This window comes from Chryseobacterium sp. CP-77, assembly GCF_036362765.1.
Taxonomy (GTDB): Bacteria; Bacteroidota; Bacteroidia; order Flavobacteriales; family Weeksellaceae; genus Chryseobacterium; species Chryseobacterium cupriresistens.
This window is the reverse complement of record NZ_CP143637.1, coordinates 758058-776176: the sequence shown is the minus strand read 5'-3', so window position 1 is coordinate 776176 and position 18119 is coordinate 758058. Positions and strand designations below refer to the sequence as shown.

At 36.8% G+C, this 18119-nt stretch carries 17 protein-coding genes; 1 reads left to right on the top strand and 16 read right to left on the bottom strand.

Annotated elements, in window-relative coordinates; genetic code table 11:
* Positions 1-172: 172 nt before the first annotated feature.
* A complete protein-coding gene (locus tag V0410_RS03365; RefSeq protein WP_330746312.1) occupies positions 173-1342 on the top strand; it encodes a M28 family peptidase in 1170 nt (389 codons plus the stop codon).
* Positions 1343-1415: 73 nt separating this feature from the next.
* Here V0410_RS03365 and V0410_RS03360 read toward each other — a convergent pair whose 3' ends face one another.
* The 16 genes from V0410_RS03360 to V0410_RS03285 all read right to left on the bottom strand — a co-directional run bounded on the left by V0410_RS03360 (position 1416) and on the right by V0410_RS03285 (position 18031).
* Positions 1416-3539: a TonB-dependent receptor gene (locus V0410_RS03360; RefSeq protein WP_330746311.1), complete on the bottom strand. Its 2124-nt coding sequence runs from the start codon at positions 3537-3539 to the stop codon at positions 1416-1418.
* Positions 3540-3939: 400 nt separating this feature from the next.
* Positions 3940-4527: a bifunctional phosphoribosyl-AMP cyclohydrolase/phosphoribosyl-ATP diphosphatase HisIE gene (gene hisIE / locus V0410_RS03355; protein WP_330746310.1), complete on the bottom strand. Its 588-nt coding sequence runs from the start codon at positions 4525-4527 to the stop codon at positions 3940-3942.
* On the bottom strand, positions 4524-5276 hold the full coding sequence (gene hisF, locus V0410_RS03350; protein WP_330746309.1) for an imidazole glycerol phosphate synthase subunit HisF: 753 nt from the start codon (positions 5274-5276) through the stop codon (positions 4524-4526). Before hisF ends, hisIE begins: the two co-directional genes overlap by 4 nt.
* On the bottom strand, positions 5269-5991 hold the full coding sequence (gene hisA, locus V0410_RS03345) for a 1-(5-phosphoribosyl)-5-[(5-phosphoribosylamino)methylideneamino]imidazole-4-carboxamide isomerase (protein WP_330746308.1): 723 nt from the start codon (positions 5989-5991) through the stop codon (positions 5269-5271). The genes hisF and hisA overlap by 8 nt, the downstream gene beginning before the upstream one ends.
* 2 nt (positions 5992-5993) lie before the next feature.
* Positions 5994-6572, bottom strand: coding sequence for an imidazole glycerol phosphate synthase subunit HisH (gene hisH, locus V0410_RS03340; protein WP_330746307.1), 579 nt, complete (start codon positions 6570-6572; stop codon positions 5994-5996).
* Between the two features lie 2 nt (positions 6573-6574).
* Complete coding sequence (gene hisB, locus V0410_RS03335) at positions 6575-7669, bottom strand: bifunctional histidinol-phosphatase/imidazoleglycerol-phosphate dehydratase HisB (protein WP_330746306.1); 1095 nt, start codon at positions 7667-7669, stop codon at positions 6575-6577.
* 83 nt (positions 7670-7752) lie between these two features.
* Positions 7753-8778, bottom strand: a complete 1026-nt coding sequence (gene hisC, locus V0410_RS03330; protein WP_330746305.1) for a histidinol-phosphate transaminase — start codon at positions 8776-8778, stop codon at positions 7753-7755.
* Positions 8779-9041: 263 nt separating this feature from the next.
* Positions 9042-10316, bottom strand: a complete 1275-nt coding sequence (gene hisD, locus V0410_RS03325; RefSeq protein WP_330746304.1) for a histidinol dehydrogenase — start codon at positions 10314-10316, stop codon at positions 9042-9044.
* 322 nt (positions 10317-10638) lie between these two features.
* Complete coding sequence (gene hisG, locus V0410_RS03320; RefSeq protein ID WP_330746303.1) at positions 10639-11496, bottom strand: ATP phosphoribosyltransferase; 858 nt, start codon at positions 11494-11496, stop codon at positions 10639-10641.
* Positions 11497-11743: 247 nt separating this feature from the next.
* Positions 11744-12841, bottom strand: coding sequence for a glycosyltransferase family 4 protein (locus tag V0410_RS03315; protein ID WP_330746302.1), 1098 nt, complete (start codon positions 12839-12841; stop codon positions 11744-11746).
* Positions 12838-13614 (bottom strand): polysaccharide deacetylase family protein, encoded by a 777-nt coding sequence (locus tag V0410_RS03310; protein ID WP_330746301.1) that lies wholly within the window; start codon positions 13612-13614, stop codon positions 12838-12840. Before V0410_RS03310 ends, V0410_RS03315 begins: the two co-directional genes overlap by 4 nt.
* A gap of 1 nt (position 13615) precedes the next feature.
* The gene (locus tag V0410_RS03305) at positions 13616-14545 is read right to left on the bottom strand and encodes a glycosyltransferase family 2 protein (RefSeq protein WP_330746300.1); all 930 of its coding nucleotides are present in this window, start codon (positions 14543-14545) and stop codon (positions 13616-13618) included.
* A gap of 5 nt (positions 14546-14550) precedes the next feature.
* Positions 14551-15720: a glycosyltransferase family 87 protein gene (locus V0410_RS03300; RefSeq protein WP_330746299.1), complete on the bottom strand. Its 1170-nt coding sequence runs from the start codon at positions 15718-15720 to the stop codon at positions 14551-14553.
* A gap of 29 nt (positions 15721-15749) precedes the next feature.
* Positions 15750-16562, bottom strand: coding sequence for a 2,3,4,5-tetrahydropyridine-2,6-dicarboxylate N-succinyltransferase (locus V0410_RS03295; protein ID WP_330746298.1), 813 nt, complete (start codon positions 16560-16562; stop codon positions 15750-15752).
* A gap of 71 nt (positions 16563-16633) precedes the next feature.
* Positions 16634-17245, bottom strand: a complete 612-nt coding sequence (locus V0410_RS03290) for a methyltransferase family protein (RefSeq protein ID WP_330746297.1) — start codon at positions 17243-17245, stop codon at positions 16634-16636.
* Between the two features lie 240 nt (positions 17246-17485).
* Positions 17486-18031 (bottom strand): C40 family peptidase, encoded by a 546-nt coding sequence (locus tag V0410_RS03285; protein ID WP_330746296.1) that lies wholly within the window; start codon positions 18029-18031, stop codon positions 17486-17488.
* Positions 18032-18119: the final 88 nt, after the last annotated feature.

Sequence of the window (18119 nt, the reverse complement as noted above, 5' to 3'; positions counted from 1 at the left end):
GACTTTTGAAGCTATTCAAGAGTCTTTTTTTTGTCAGAACCGCATTATAATATTCTTAAGTTAATTACAATAATTAATATGATATTCATAATAAATATTATTTTATTTTAACACATTAAACACTTTGTTGTGATTTATTTACTACATTCGTGTCACCAAAATAATATTATATATGAAAAAATTCACAACACTTTTATGCTCAGCATTGATGATGCAGAGCATTGCAGCTCAAACTTTTATTCAGGCTTATAAAGACAGAGCGGATTTGGTTACCCAAACGAATATTACTACCAACCTTCAGGAGTTTAGTAATTTAGGGGTAAAAACAACAGGTTCGGTAGCGAATACCAATACCCTGAACTGGATCAAAAACAAGTACCTTTCTTACGGTTATACGGCCAGTCAGATAGAAGAAAGTCCTTTTACCTTTGGAAGTACCAGTTCGAAAAATTTAATTATTACCAAAACCGGAACGCTTTATCCTAACAAATATGTCATTATCTGCGGGCATTTCGATACCATCTATGGCCCGGGAGTGAATGATAACGGCAGCGGGACTTCAATTATACTGGAAGCCGCAAGGATTCTGAGAAATGTCCCTACTGAATATTCTATAAAGTTCATTCATTTTTCCGGTGAAGAACAAGGATTAAAAGGAAGCAGCCATTATGTGAACAATGTCGTATATCAGGGAGGTGTCCGCAAACTGGATATCAAGCTGGTTTTCAATCTGGATCAGGTAGGCGGAGTGAAAGGAAATAATAATACCACCGTATATTGTGATGAAGATCAGGGAGGCGTTTCCAGTAATAATGCTGCTTCTGCAGCGGTCACACAACAACTGAGAAATTGTACAGCACTCTACTCTCCTCTTCTGACTGCCGTAGATCCGGCAGCTGATACGGATTATATTCCTTTCGAACAGAAAGGTGAAGTGATTACCGGATTTTTTGAAAGGATAAGAAGCACGTACCCTCACAGCTCTAAAGATACTTTCACCAATATGGATCCTGTTTACGTATACAAGATCGGAAAAGCAACCGTGGGTGCCTTACAGCATTTTGCAGCAGCATCCACTACCATGAGCAAACCCACTTTAAAAAATTCACTGGAAGCTGTAAAGATCTACCCTAATCCAGCCAATAATGTTATTAATATTGACTTAACGGATGCTAAGGGGATGGATTTCAGCTTTGAAATCAGCAATTCTTTGGGAAGATCACTTTTGAAAGTCAATAACGAAAGAAACGTTAATGTTTCATCTCTTCAGAACGGAGTCTATATTGGAGTTTTGAAAGTGGGCGAAGAAACCCTTGTTAAGAATATTATGATTGAAAGATAAAATATAATTTCACTAAAAAAACTTACCCTTTTCTGAATAGAAAAGGGCAAGTTTTTTATAAAAAGGATTCAAATTAATAATTAAAATTAAGAGAAACCGTGTAATATCTTCCGTTTCCTCGTACATATTCTGCATCACGAGCAGTATACATCGAGGTAGGTGTAAAATATGAAGTGTTGAAAACATTTTCGATTCCTAGTCCTATGGTCAGAAGTTTATTCAGTTTATAGCTTCCCTGAACATTGAACAGGTTAAAACTTTTCACAGGACCTTCTCCTTCATCATACTTTCCTGAAGCAGCAGGTTCAAATTGATCTCTTTCGAATGAATACATGTGATAAACACCGAGCTGTAATTTCTGCGCTTTATCATTCCATTTTATGAAAGAATTCAACCTTGCGGGTGCAATTCTTAAACCACTTAAATATTTTTCGTAGCTGTTGTCATTTTTCACATCTACTTTTCCTTCCTGATAGGTATAATTAGCTCCGAAAGTTAATCCCTGTGCCGGATAGATATTCACTGCCAATTCTACTCCGTTAATATACTGAGGAGCACGAAGCGGAGTCCAGAAACCATTCACAGAAACAAGATCAGCTCCCAACTTCGAGTAATTATAAAAATAACTGGCTGAAAAATCCACATACTGACCGATCTTACTGTTGAAACCAATTTCATAATTGTCAATAACCACAGGATCTGTATTGATTTCACTCAGAACATTGCTTTTTGCATCTCTCAGCACACGGCCCAGATCATAAATATTAAATCCTCTGGAATAAGAAGTGAAAGGCTGGAAGAAATCAAATGCTACATAGCTCACACCTACATTATAGGACAGATTTGAATAGTTTAATCTTCCTCCTTCTACATTGAAGGGGATATCTTTGTTAGAAGGTAAAGTAGTATAATCGGGAACTTTTACGGACATTTTATCCCATCGAACGCCTGCTTTTACCGTCAGATCATCAGTAAGAAATAACTTTCCCTGTACGAAAGGTGCGGCAGCCAGCATATTCATTTCCGGAACCCAGATCCTTCCATCTACTAATGGCTGACTTGTTTTTTCATTTAAGAGATCCAAACCATAAGTTAATGAGCCTTTTAATGCCTTTTCTTTTCCAAATTCAGTATTAAAATCTGCTCTGAAACCGTACTTTTTCTCCAAAATGGCAGATTGTCCTCCTATTTTCCATCTCGGTGCATTCCTGTAATCATAAATCGTGTAAAAGTCCTGGAAATACAAGGTAGTGTTAAGCGTTGTATTGCGGAAAATATTCTTATTGATATACTTAAGATATCCGTTGTGATTATATCTAGTTCCTTCTTTTACTCCTTCTCTGTCTCCTAATTTCCCTGTAGAAGGCTGTTCACCATATTTTCCAAGATCCAAAATATATTTGGAATCCTGCAGACTTGAATAGTAATTATACATCACTTCCAGCCTGTTGTTGTCATTTAAATCATATCCTATTTTCGCAAAGATATTATTGACGGCAGTTTCTCCCAATCCATATCGTGGGTTCTGAACCAATCCTTCACCATCTATTTTAACGCCGCTTTGAGTAAGAGTTCCGTTCACCAGATAATCAAACTTTCCTGCTTTTCCAAAGAAACTTTGTGAAACCCTGTATCCGGCGCCACCATCTGATTTGAACATTTTATTATTAAACAGATCATGGCTGGTAAATCCTAAAATCGTTTTTCCTGAAAAAATTTTATCAGAAGTGCTTTTTTGAGTAATATAATTAATGATTCCTCCTTCTGCGCCATTACCATAAATGGAAGTAGCTCCTTTTACCACTTCAATTCTTTCCAAGACCGAAGGATCAATACTTCTTATTTCTCTGTCGTTATTACGTAAAGGACTGGATTGTGGAATTCCGTCGACCATAATCAAAACATTTCTTCCTCTTAATGTTTGCCCTCTGTTGCTTACCAGATTATTTCCAAACGCTAATCCGGGAACTTTGTAAGCCAGGATATTACTAAGATCTGCAGAAATCAATGATTGCTCTGCAATTTCTTTTTTGTTGATGATATTGACGGTAGAAGCTGTTTTCTTTACAATTTCCGGAGATCTTGATGCGGTTACAATCACTTCATCAAGTCTGTTCTGTTCTAATGAATCTTTTTTCTGGGCAGCGACTTGAGAAAATGCCACAAGGCTTCCGATTAAGAAAATAGATTTATTCATACTAAGTGTTATTTAGAATAATTAAAAACAAAAGTACAATTTTCGCCGCCTTTGAATTTTTGGGTGTTTTAACAACCTTTCTTCTGATATAGTTTTAAATTAATTCAATAAATACATTTAAATAAAATAATCCAATAATAAGATTTATATAGTTTATTTTATCAATATCAACTGATAATCGTCATGTATAAAAATGCCTTACAATACATTTGATTTTATGATTTTTCCCTGTTTTAACAAAAAAGGAAGCGTCTCAAAAGTGTCATTCTGAACACTTAGCTTTGGTCATTCTGACGAAGGAAGAATCTCATTGATAACTAACTATATGGGATTCTTCACCGCGTTGTTGAACTACGTTCACAGACCTTCAGTAAGTTACTTGACTTTTGAGACAATCTCTTTATTGACCTCTCTTTTTAAGAATCTCTTCAATCTCCTCCATTGAAAATCCTTTGGCTTTCAATAAAATTAAAAAGTGATACAGCAGATCTGCGGCTTCATTTTTAAAGAGATCATCATTATTGTCTTTTGCTTCTATAACCAATTCTACGGCCTCCTCGCCTACTTTTTGAGCCATTTTATTGATTCCTCTCTGATATAATGAGTAAGTATATGAGTCTTCAGCCTTCGTATCTATTCTCTGAGAGATTTTTTCTTCCAGTTCATATAGAAATCCTTTGGGACTCTTTTCTCCAAAGCAACTGAAACTTCCGGTATGACATACTACATTCTTCGGAACGGCTTTAATTAAAATGGTATCCTGATCACAGTCGATGTCAATACTTTTTACGGTTAAAAAATTACCCGATTCCTCACCTTTTGTCCACAGTCTGTTTTTGGAACGGCTGAAAAAGGTCACAATTCCTTCTGCTTGTGTTTTTTCAAAAGCTTCCTCGTTCATGTAGCCCAGCATCAAAACCTGCAATGTTCGGCTGTCCTGAATAACCACAGGCACAAGGCCATTATCTTTATTAAAATCTATTTTCATCGTATTTGAATTTTTTGAGTTTTTAACTGTTGTTTTAAATCTTGAATCCCTATTTCATTAAAATGAAAAATACTGGCTGCCAATCCTCCTGTAGCTTTTGTTTCATTAAATACTTTAACAAAATCCTGAATGGTACCAGCGCCACCGGAAGCAATCACCGGAATGCTTATCTTTTCTGAAACCAGCTTTGTAATCCTAATATCAAAGCCGTTTTTTGTGCCGTCACCATCCATAGAAGTCAGTAGAATTTCGCCTGCTCCAAGAGATTCTGCTTGTTTTGCCCATTGTAGCGTAGAAAGTTCAGTGGCTTCTCTTCCTCCTTTGATATGCACCAGATCTTTATCACCTACTTGCTTTGTATCAATAGCAACCACTACACACTGGCTCCCGAATTCTTGGGCCAGATCAGAAATAAGACCTGGATTTTTTACGGCTGAAGAATTGATGCTGATCTTGTCTGCACCTGCTTCCAAAAGCTTTCTCACATCCTCCACAGACGAAATCCCGCCTCCTACTGTAAAAGGGATACTCAATTCTTTTGCGATCTCCTTTACCAGTTCTACAAATGTTTTTCTATCCTCAATTGTGGCGGTAATATCCAGAAAAACAAGCTCATCGGCACCTTCCCGTTCATACTTTTTGGCAAGTTCCACTGGATCTCCGGCGCTTTTAAGATCTTCAAAGTTAACACCTTTTACCGTAGCTCCATCCTTAATATCCAGACATGGGATAATTCTTTTCTTAAGCATTTTCAATAAAATTTTGAAGTTGTTGTAAACTTATTTTTCCCTCATAAATTGCTTTTCCGATGATTGTTCCCGTACAGCCGATATCCTTCATCTTGTAGACATCAGCAATGCCTGAAATACCGCCGCTTGCTACCAGCTGAACGGATGTTTTATATAAGATCTCAATGTAAAGCCCTGTTGAGGGACCTTCCAGCATACCATCTTTTGCAATATCAGTACAAATGGCTGTTTGTATTCCTTTTTCCTGATACTGAAGGATAAAATCAATGATATCATGAGCACTTTCTTCCAGCCATCCGGATGTTTTAATCTTTCTGTTTTCACAATCTGCACCTAAAATGATTTTTTCCGCTCCATATTTTTCAATCATTCCAAAACAAAATTCAGGATCCTGAACGGCAATACTTCCTAAAGTGATCTGCTTTGCCCCGGAATTAAAAGCGGTTTCAATATCTTCCTGAGTTTTTAGCCCTCCTCCAAAATCGATATGCAGCGAAGTAGAACGGGCAATATTTTCCAGAACTTTCTGGTTGACAATATGCTTTGATTTCGCCCCGTCAAGATCCACCAAATGAAGGTATTGAACCCCAAAGCTTTCAAACTCTTTTGCCACTTCTACAGGATCTTCATTGTATATTTTCTTTGTATTGTAATCTCCTTTTGACAAACGGACACATTTCCCGTCGATAATATCAATAGCCGGAATTATTTTCATGATTATAAATTTATAAAGTTCTTAACGATCTGATTTCCCACTATTCCCGATTTTTCCGGGTGAAACTGTACTGCATAGAAATTGTCTTTCTGCAAAGAAGCACTGAAAGGCAGGATATAATCACAAACCGATGTTGTATAGTCTGACAGTTCACAATAATAGCTGTGAACGAAATACACATCACTACTCTTTTCAATTCCTGAAAACAGTGGCGAAGTCTGGCCGGAAACGGTATTCCAGCCCATATGGGGAACAATATCCTTTGCCGGAAACTTTCTGACATTGATATCAAAAATCCCCATTCCTGCGGTATCTCCTTCTTCATTTTCCCCGCACATCAGCTGCATGCCCAGACATATTCCTAAAACAGGCTGTGTAAGACCAGGAATCAACAGATCAAGCTCTTTTTCCTTCAGCAGTTTCATGGTTGATGAAGCTTCTCCTACACCCGGAAAGATCACTTTATCAGCTTTTAAAATCTGTTCGGGATCATCGGTGATCACAGAATCGGCATTCAATCTGTTGAGGGCATTCTGAACGGAATTTACATTCCCTCCGTTGTATTTTATTATAGCGATCATATTTATAAACTTCCTTTTGTAGAAGGTAAACTGTAGTTAGCGTCCGATTGGTTCACTGCCATTTTAACGGCTTTTGCAAAGGCCTTAAAAATGGATTCAATTTTGTGGTGTTCGTTATCTCCTTCTGCTTTGATATTCAGATTGGATTTTGAAGCATCAGTAAAGGATTTAAAGAAGTGAAAAAACATTTCCGCAGGCATGTCTCCAATTTTTTCTCTTTTAAACGGAGCATCCCACACCAGCCACGGTCTTCCGCCGAAATCGATAGCCACCTGAGAAAGACAGTCATCCATCGGAAGCAGGAAACCATATCGCTCAATACCTTTTTTCTTTCCTAAGGCTTTTAAAATAGCTTCTCCCAGCACAATTCCGGTATCTTCTATCGTGTGGTGCTCATCTACGGCAAGATCTCCGTTCACTTTAATCGTAAGATCCATATTTCCGTGTCTGGCAATCTGATCCAGCATGTGATCAAAGAAGTGAAGCCCGGTTGAAATATCTGATTTTCCGTTTCCATCAAGATTAACTTCAATTTCAATATCAGTCTCATTGGTTTTTCTGGAAACTTTAGCCTTTCTCATTCCGGATTTTAAGAACTGATAGATTTCTGACCATCGTGTTGCAGACAGCTCCGCCTCCCCATTGAAGTTTTTGTTAAGATAAATAGCTTTAGATCCAAGATTTTTAGCAAGTTGAATATCAGTACTTCGATCACCAATTACATAGGAATTTTCAAGATCATAGTTGCCATAAATGTATTTTGTCAACATTCCGATTCCTGGTTTTCTGGTAGGAAGATTTTCAGATTCAAAGCTTCTGTCAATTAAAATATCACTAAAAATAATCCCCTCATTTTCAAACGCCTGCAACATTTTTTCGTGTGGTTTTATGAAATCTTCTTCAGGAAAACTTTCAGTTCCCAACCCATCCTGATTGGTTACCATTACCAATTCATAATCTAATTCATTGACAATTTTTGCAAGGTTTTGAAAAACTCCCGGATAAAACTCAAGCTTTTCCAAAGAATCCACCTGAAAATCTGTAGGCGGTTCAATAATTAACGTTCCGTCGCGGTCTATAAAGAGTACTTTTTTCATATGTTTTTTATATTTTTTTAACCATTAAAATGAATGAAACTTAACTTTTCTTTTTATCTTATTTATTCTTAGTGGTTTATAATTTATATTCCTTTCAAAAGGTTAATTAATTTTTCATTTTCAGTACGGTTTCCCACATTAATCCTGATACATCCGGGAATCGCAGGATCTCTTCTGCTGGTTAAAATCTCTTCTTCAAGCATTTTTCCGTATACACGATCCACATTATCCATTCTGATCAGGAAAAAATTGGCATCCGTTGAAAAGACTTTGGAAATACATTGAATTCCTTCAAACTGCTGTTTTAGCCATGTTCTCTCTTCCAGAATACGGTTTACGTTTCCCTGAAGTCTGTTTTTATCCTCCAGCGTTTTTAAAATCAACTCTTGGCTCAGAACATTCACATTATAAGGCGCTTTTACAGTATTGATAAAGCTGATAATCTCTTGAGATGCATAAGCCATCCCTACTCTTGCTCCGGCAATTCCCCAAGCTTTGGAAAACGTCTGCAATACAATCAAATTGGAATATTGATCCAACAGCTCCAGACTTGATTTTTTTCCTGAAAATTCAATATAAGCTTCATCCACCACGACAATGCCGTTGAAATTCTGAAGATAAAATTCAATATCATCCACACTGTTTCCGGTAGGGTTATTAGGAGAACATAAAAAGAAAATCTTAAGTGAAGAATCATCTGCCATCTTTAAGAAGTTATCTTTTACGATTTCAAAGTTTTCATCCAGATCCAGTTTCAGAACTTTATTTTCATTGATGGCCGCATAGAAACCATACATCGCGAAAGACGGATTCATCATCAGAATAGCATCTTTTTTAGGCTCACAGAAAATTTTAATAATAAGATCTATCAGCTCGTCACTTCCGTTTCCTATGGCGATCTGTGAAGGTGAAAGGTTTTTAATCTCTGCAAGCTTGGTTTTAAGCTTTTTCTGAGTAGAATCCGGGTAGCGGTTGCATTCCCCGAACGGACTTTCATTCGCATCCAGCATGACAGGAGCATTAAATTCATTATGGTCCCTGAAACTGATATAAGGCTGTAATTGTAATATATTTTCTCTTACGAGTGTTTTGATACTGTTATTTTTCATTGTATTGTTTATTTAAAACTACTTTTAAACCATTAAGATGTATGGAGTGATTAAGAATAGTGAAGAAAACATCTTCAGATCATTAAGTATTTTTCCCACAGATTTCACAAATTTCACAGATTTTTTATATTTGCCTTCCTCATTTGAAGAATCTGTGAGAGATCAAAATACTTGGTATTCAATTTTATCGGAGATAAAATCCTTGCGTCTTAAAAAGGTTTCTCATTATAATCTCTTGCGTCTTTGGGTTTTCCAACAATTAATTATTTCAATCTTATCGACACTGCATTTTTGTGAGCAAACAGACCTTCAGCTTCCGCCATGAGTTCTATTGTTTTTCCTAAATTCTGTAGCCCTTCTTTTGAAAGTTGCTGGAATGTTATTTTCTTCACAAAACTATCCAGCGACACGCCGCTGTAATTCTTTGCATAACCATTGGTAGGAAGCGTGTGATTGGTTCCGCTGGCATAATCTCCTGCACTTTCACAGGAATAGTTTCCTAAAAAAACCGAACCTGCATTCTGAACCTCCGGTATATATTTTTCAAAATCATTGATGGCCAGAATAAGGTGTTCAGGAGCATAAAGATTGCTGAACTCAAGAGCCTCTTCCAGCGTATTGATCAAAATAAAAGAACTGTTTTCCAAGGCCTGACCTGCGAATTCATTTCTTGGTAATTCTTTGATTTGCTGCTCAACAGCAATGATTGTTTCATTAAAAACTTTAAGATCTGTAGTGATAAAAACTACCTGACTGTCGCTTCCGTGCTCTGCCTGCGAAAGGAGATCTGCCGAACAAAATTCAGGAACAGCCTGTTCATCTGCAATCACAAGAACTTCACTCGGTCCGGCAGGCATATCAATGGCAACTCCATACCGTTGTGCATATTCTTTGGCCGCTACGACAAACTGGTTTCCAGGACCGAAAATTTTATTCACGGCAGGAATACTTTCTGTTCCAAACGTCATCGCTGCAACAGCCTGTGCTCCCCCCGTTTTAAAGATTTCCGAAACACCGCAAAGCTTTGCTGCATACAGGATTGCAGGATTGATATTGCCATCTTTATCCGGCGGCGTACAAAGAACTATTTCTTTACATCCGGCCAGATTTGCAGGAACCGCCAACATCAACACTGTAGAAAATAAAGGTGCTGTTCCTCCCGGAATATAAATCCCGACTCTCTCAACAGCACGATTTTCCCGCCAGCAAACCACTCCTTTTGTGGTTTCAATTTTTTGAATTTCCTGTTTCTGAGAGGCGTGAAATGTTGAAATATTTTCCTTCGCCTGTTGAATGGCTTGCTTTAATTCATCTTGAATCTGATTTTCTGCCTCCTTGATCTCAATTTCAGAAACTTTTAAGATTGAGGTTTCTGCTTTATCAAACTTTTTGTTGAATTCTATTAAAGCTTTATCACCATTTTTTTCAACTTCTGCAAATATTTCTGTGATCAGACCTGAAATTTCTTTCTGTTCCAAGACAGGGCGCTTTACCAGGTTTTTCCAGGTGTCTTTTGTGGGATATCTGTATATTTTCATTGTACTTTTTTAATTTTTTTTGAACCATTAAGATTCTTTTAAGTTGCTAATTTTCATTAAGATCATAGCTGAAGCTATTTTATTCAGCTGCCTGGTACCTTAATAATTCAATTTTTTTATGAACGCAAAGGCGCAAGTTTTTTAAATCTTTACTTTTTTAAGGCGCAAGAAAATCTAAGATTTTCAGCAAGTGCGTGAGTATAGTTTTGTGACTTAAAATGGTATTCAATTTTATCGGAGATAAAATCTTTGCGTCTTAAATAGTATCAACTTCATTTTTATTGCGCCTTTGTGTTAACCAACATCTATCATTATGATTTTTTTAAATAACCATTTTATCAATTGGAATAATTAGAATGTCCTGTGCCCCATTTTCTTTGAGTTCGTCAATGACATCCCAGAAACGTTCTTCATCAATCACGGAATGAATACTGCTCCAGCCTTCTTCTGCAAGCGGAATCACCGTAGGACTCTTTAAAACAGGAAGAACATCAGCTACTTTCTGGATTTTTTCGTTGGGAACATTCATCAGAATATATTTTGAGTTTTTTGCTTTTAAAACAGCTTTGATTCTGAAGACAAATTTTTCAAGAATGGCTTCTTTTTCAGGTGATAGACAGGGCGTTTGAGCCAGCACAGCTTCCGATTTCAGCAAAGTGACTGTTTCTCTTAATCCGTTTTTGAATAGAGTACTTCCGGAACTTACAATATCACATATCCCGTCCGCCAGACCAATATTAGGAGCTATTTCTACAGAACCCGAAATAACGTGAATATCTGATACAATTCCCTGGTTTTCTAAAAAGTTTTTGAGGGTGTTAGGATAAGAGGTAGCAATTTTTTTACCCTGAAAATAAGAGATGTCGTCCGTTTCTATTTCTTTGGGAACAGCCAGTGAAACACGGCATTTTGAAAAACCAAGCTTCTGGATAGTTTTGATGTTTTTACCTTTTTCAACCAGAAGATTTTCGCCAAGAATGGCTACATCCACTACTCCGTCTTCCAGGTATTGCGGGATGTCTGAGTTCCGAAGGTACATGATTTCCATCGGAAAGTTATCGACTGAAACTTTGAGCTGGTCTTTACCGTTGTTGACAAAGATTCCACAGTCTTTGAGAAGCTGAAGAGATTCTTCGTATAGCCGGCCGCTTTTTTGAATTGCAATTTTTAATTTACTCATTTTGCCTTTTTTTGGGTCCGAGCAAATAAAAACTGATCTGTTGAAATTTCTGAGGAGAATTCAGGAAACAAAAAAACCGCCTATTTACTCAGACGGTTTTAATTATTTTTGATTTTAGCACATACTTATATCAATCAATTCCGTCTAGCAGAGATGATGATGATAATGATGTAATGCTAAAAATATTGGTTTCATTGTTTGAATTATGATGCAAATGTAGGATTTATTTTTAAAATGCAAAGTTTTTTCAAAGAATTTTTTGATAAAAATTCATCAACTCCTTTGCAATGGGTTCGTCATTAAACTTCTGAACAAACTCGAAACCCTTTTCCTCACGGCGTTTTCGCTCAGATTCATTTTGCCATAGAAATTTGATTTTCGCGCGGATATCAAGGTCATTTTCTGGGTTCACATATACAGAGTCTTTTCCTCCCGCTTCCGGCAGACAGCTGGTGTTGCTTGTAACGACTACCGTTTTGGAAAAAAGTGCTTCAATGACAGGAATTCCGAAGCCTTCAAAGAAGCTTGGATAGACAAAAATATCTGCCAGTTTATAGAGACAGGCCAGCTCATCCATAGAAACGCCTTCCAGGAAAAGCACCTGCTTCTCCATTTTGTTTTTTTTCAGCAAACGTTCTATTTTCTGATAATATTTTGTCTTTCTTCCCACAACTACAAGAGGAATTTCCGTTCCGCTGATTGCTTTTACAACATTAAAAAGGTTTTTGCGGTCTTCAATGGTTCCAACATTGAGTACAAATCTTTCGGGAAGCTTAAATTTCTCTTTGACAGCTTCCATCAATTCCGGAGACTGCTGTTCTTTAAAAGCATGATGACATCCCTGATAAATGACTTCAATTTTAGACTCAGGAACTTTTAAATATTCAATAATATCTCTTTTGGTCTGTTCCGAAATTGCAATGATTTTATCAGCGGTATCAGCTGCTTTTTTGAATTTCCAGAAATGGATTTTCCTGTCAAAAAAAGAATAATACTGCGGATATCTTACGAAGATCAGATCATGAATGGTAACAACCTTTTTTATAGGTTTTGGATCCCATTTTAAGGGAAGTTCACCTGATAATCCATGAAAAATATCTGCGCCCTGCTTCTGGGCATCTTTACCCATTTTCAGCTGACGTGAAAAGTTTCCTTTTGAGGTTTCAATAAAGTGAACATTCGGGCGTTCCAGAATATCTTTCCCTCTCCCGGACTTATTTTTGTTCAATAACAGATATTCATTCTCCGGTTCATATTCGGAAAGGATTCTTACAAGATCTCTCGAATAGTTTCCCAGGCCGGATGTATTGTGGAAAAACCGTTTGGCATCAAAGGCAATCTTCATCGTTGGATCTGTTTTTGAAATTCCTGAAATGTACCAAATGTATGTCCTTTTTCTTTCAACCATCCTACAAACGAGTCAAATCTTTCCACCATATCTTTTCCTGAGTTTTTTACCGTAAATCCGGGAAGTTTAAAGGTGTCATCTTTAATTTCTGCAAATTCCCAGGGATGGAAATAAATGTTCAGATATTGATCTTTTTTCAAACAATCCGAAGCCAGTTTTTTGTAGAAAAACAAAGGGAAATTGTGAAAGCTTAACCAAAACAAAGGAATCCTGAAATTAGGAGAAACCGACGCCGGCACCTGAGTCACATTTCCTTCTTTGAAATAGGTTCTGGATACTTTTAAATTATTATATCTTCCAGGCAAAAACGTAGGATTGATAGAAGAATTGTATGAATACCCTGCTCTTTCCACTTCTTTTTCGTCTACAGGCATCATTCTCGGCATTCTTAATCCGGTCACCTTTGTCGAAAATAACTCTTCCAGCCTTTCTCTTGATTCTTTCAGGTGTTTGTCTTCAAATTCTGAATGAAACCACGTGTGAGAGGCCAGCTCATGACCTTCATGTAGCAACCTTTCAATAAGAGGTTTGCTGTTTTCTGCAAAAACTACCGTGGAAAAAAAGGTAGCTTTGGCATTATGTTTTTTAAGGATATTGAGGATTCTCTCCAATCCTGTCTGTGAAATTGAAATCTGCTTTTCAAAGGGAATTTCACCCTTATATTCTAATGGCATATCAAATTCTTCAATGTCAAAACTCAATAAAACCATTTTAAAAATTTTTGTTTTTAATAATATAATTAGGTCTGTCTTTCACCTGTTTAAATATTTTACCTAAATAAATTCCCATGATACCAAGGATGATTAGCTGAAGTCCTCCAAAGAAAACAATGGTCATAATCAAAGATGCCCAACCGGAAATCTCTGTTTTGGCAATAAATGAATGGATCACGTAGGCTCCATATCCGATTACTGAAAGCGCTGAGAATAAAAAGCCCAGATACGCAGCCAGATAAAGAGGTTTTACGCTGAAAGCTGTGATTCCTGTAAAAGCAAAGGTAAACATCTTTTTAAGGTTGTAACTGCTTTTCCCTGAAAGTCTTTCTGCTGCAGTAAAGTCGATTCCTGTTTGTTTGAACCCCATCCAGCTCGTTAATCCTCTAAGGAACAGATCGTCTTCATTAAAGTTTCTCATGACTTCAACAGCACTTGCATCCAATAGTCTGAAATCTGAGCCGCCGCCTTTCGTTAAGTTAACATCTGAAAGGCTTGATAAAAGCTTGTAAAATAGGTCTGATGTTTTTCTTTTAAAGAAAGAAATCTCTTTGGGATACGTTCTAAAGGTAAAAACTACATCATACCCTTTTTCCCATTTCTTAATCATTTCCGGAATAAGCGCCGGCGGATGCTGAAGATCTCCATCCATAGAAATGACTGCATTTCCGTGGGCATTGTCCATACCTGCCTTTACAGCCGGCTGGTGTCCGAAATTACGGGAAAATTCGATGAATTTCACTTCATCATATTGACTGGAAAGTTCTTCTAATTTTTGTTGAGTATTGTCTCTGCTGCCATCATTCACAAATATGATTTCAAAGTCATAATTGTTTAAACCATCAAAAACTTCTTTAATTTTCTGATGGATCATGGCAACGTTTCCTTCTTCGTTATAAGCGGGAATTACAATTGAAATTTTCTTCATATGCATTAATTCAGGCTGTAATTTTTCTCAAAATCTTTAGTCAGAAGTTCATAAGTCACTCTCAACCAGATTACAATACAAGGTACGGCTTTTAATGAATATTTGATGATATAATTCTCTTTTACAAATTTCGGGAAAAGATCCGAAGTGGAGAAACAGGTAAAAATAATGACAAAGACCAGCAATCCAATAATCAATGGTGTTCTTTCTTTCTGAAGGAAAAACCAGATCAGCACTCCTACCACCGCAATAATATAGGTTGGAGATTCTGAACTGGAACTGAACAATACCAAAAACAGTAATGTTGAAGCCAGAATCATCAGTTGGAATGCATAGTGTTTATACTGTTTAATTCTGATGTAAGGCAAAGCAAAAAGTGGTAGTCCGCCTGCTAAAAATACGAGATTTGAAATAGATGCATCTCCCAAAATTCTTCTTACAAAGCCCATTAAAGAGATATCCTGCATATTTCCGAGTACCTGATTTTCATTATTCTTCTCTACAATAGACTGAAACCAGTCCGAGTAGCACTGAATGACAAACTGCGGACTTGAATAAGCCATTGGAAGCACGAAAAATAATATGGCAATACCAATTCCTGAAAGAATAAATTTAGTTTTGTTTTTAATAAAGAAAAACTGCGTTAATCCTACAATTCCGTAGATTTTCACAAATATTCCTATTAAAATTGCGGTTACAGATTTCACTTCTTTTCTTTCGTAAATATAGACTGCAGATAACAACAAAAGACCTGTCAGCGCCACATTGAACTGCAGGCTTAATGCCGCAGTAATGTATTCCTGAAGACAAAGCAATCCGAAAATAGCTTTCTTGCTGTCTGAAAACGGCAGTTTATAAATTCCGTAGATAAAGATGAAAGTATTGGCAATATTCCAGAGTGAGATTCCCAGCCAATCCGGCATCATGGCAAACGGCGCAATCAAAGCACTGAAAAATACACCATAATGGTTCAGATCAAAATAAAGATCAGGATAATGGATAAATAAGTTTTTCTGATGAATGGTATTAAAGAATACATTTTTAAAAATCAGATAGTTATTGATCGCATAATCTCCTCTCAGGTATTTGGAAATTGCTGTAACAACGGATATAATAAGATAAACCCCAAATATATATTTAGGGTTTAATAGTATTTTAAGAAATTTTTCTTTCAAGATTGTGGTATTAGATTAAAATATTAATCTTAAACGGCTACATTATTATCTCTCAATGCATCATTCAGAGATGTTTTCTTGTCTGTAGATTCTTTTCTCTGACCAATGATCAAAGCACATGGAACCTGATATTCTCCAGCCGGATATTGTTTTGTATAGCTTCCAGGGATTACTACTGAACGTGCAGGAACTCTTCCTTTGATTTCAACTGGTGTATCTCCTGTAACATCGATAATTTTTGTAGAGGCGGTCAATACGACGTTAGCACCCAATACAGCTTCTTTTTCTACGTGAACTCCTTCCACAACGATACATCTTGAACCGATAAAGCAGTCATCTTCAATGATTACGGGAGCTGCCTGTAATGGCTCCAATACCCCACCGATACCAACACCACCACTCAGGTGAACGTTTTTACCGATCTGTGCACAACTTCCTACTGTAGCCCAAGTATCTACCATTGTTCCGGAATCTACATAAGCACCAATGTTTACGTAAGACGGCATCATAATTACTCCCGGAGCAATGTAAGCACCTTCTCTCGCTACTGCATGTGGAACAACTCTCACCCCTTTTTCAGCATAACCTCTCTTCAAAGGCATTTTGTCATGAAATTCAAACGGACCTACTTCAATAGTTTCCATTTTCTGGATCGGGAAATACATTACCACAGCTTTTTTCACCCATTCATTTACCTGCCATCCGCTTTCTGTAGGTTCTGCAGTACGAAGTTCCCCTTTATCAACTAAAGAAATAACTTCTCTGATCGCCTTCTGGCTGTCTTCATTCTGCAATAATTCTCTGTTGTCCCAGATATTTTCAATAGTTTGTTGTAATGACATGTTTCTTATTTAAAATTATACCGGCCAAAGATACAAAAAAGTTCAGCAAAACAGGTTTTAACATGATGCTTTTAATACAGACCCAACATGCGCTTCACCTTCTTTTTGTAGGCCACGTAAATTTGGCCATGTTCTTTTAAGAGATACTCTTCTTCAAGCCTGATCTGAATCTGCATCAAAACAGATCCAATCAGGAGAAAAGAAAAAACAATTACAGTCGGTAAAACAAGAAAAAATCCTATAAGGCTGATAGTCATACCCAGAAATATGGGGTTTCTCGAATACCTGAATAATCCGTGGGTTACCAAATCCGTTTTCGTTGTACTGTCAATCCCGATACGCCATGAATTTTTCATTTGCAACTGGGCAATAACAACCCAGATCAAGGCCATCATCATTAAACCCAACCCTGTGTATTGAACGAGATTATATTCCAAAGCATTGATTTTAAAAGCAGAGAACATGTCCTTCGGAAAGAGTAAAAGAAGTATTGTATACATAAACAAAGCAAATAAAATCAGCTTAAAATAAAATCCTACCAATCCGTATGCAGAATCATCTTTGGGAAGGACATTAGGATTTTTACCAATTTGTTGAGCCACTTTGTAGCTAATTCCTACAAAAGAGACCAAAAAGAAAATAATGAAGTAAAAAGGGATAAAAAATCTGATAAAATCTGCCATATGATAATTGTTTTGGGCAAATTTGCTAAGTTTTGGGATGCAATGCTATTGCAATGATTGCTTACAGAAAAATTACAAACGGAAATCTAAAAATTCCCCTCCTCCGGAGGGGTGGTGAAAAATTCAAAGAATTTTTGACGGGGTGGTGAAAGAGTATGATAATATAAGTTTTGGCTAAAGCCAATTGATTGATTGCCATTTTATTGAACGGGCTAAAGCCCGTTTCTATTGATAGAATATTTACAACACTCTTTGAGCATGAAGATAGGCTTTATTCCAGTACTTTTCATTCAGAGATGAAATAATAACACCTTTTGAAGTAGAAGCATGAATGAATTTCACTTCTCCATCAGGACCGATATCATGAACAATCCCTACGTGAGAGACTCTGCTTCCTCCGGCTGTTGCAAAAAATAAGAGATCCCCGGGTTTTACGTCTTTGATATCAATATTTTTTCCGGCGCCGGCCTGATCAGAGGATCTTCTCGGAAGATTAAAATCATTTTCTTCAAATACTTTTACGGTAAATCCTGAGCAGTCAAATCCTGAAGAAGTACTTCCTCCGAATTTATAGGGTGTTCCGATATACTTTTCTGCATCTTTCAGAATATCATTGATTGATCTGGATACACTTCCGTTAAATTTTGAATCCAGTTTTCTGAGGTTTTCAGCTTTTGCAACACTCTTTGTATTTGATTTTTTACTGGCGGAAGCACTTTTCGAGGATCCGCAGGAAACTACCAAAACAGAGGCTGCCAATACAACAGCAATCTGCTTTATTGTCATTTTTTGTTGAAATAATCCCGTTCCCATACTCTTCTGATTTATAATTAATTAACAAAACGTACCACAAATATACATTTTATATTTTAAT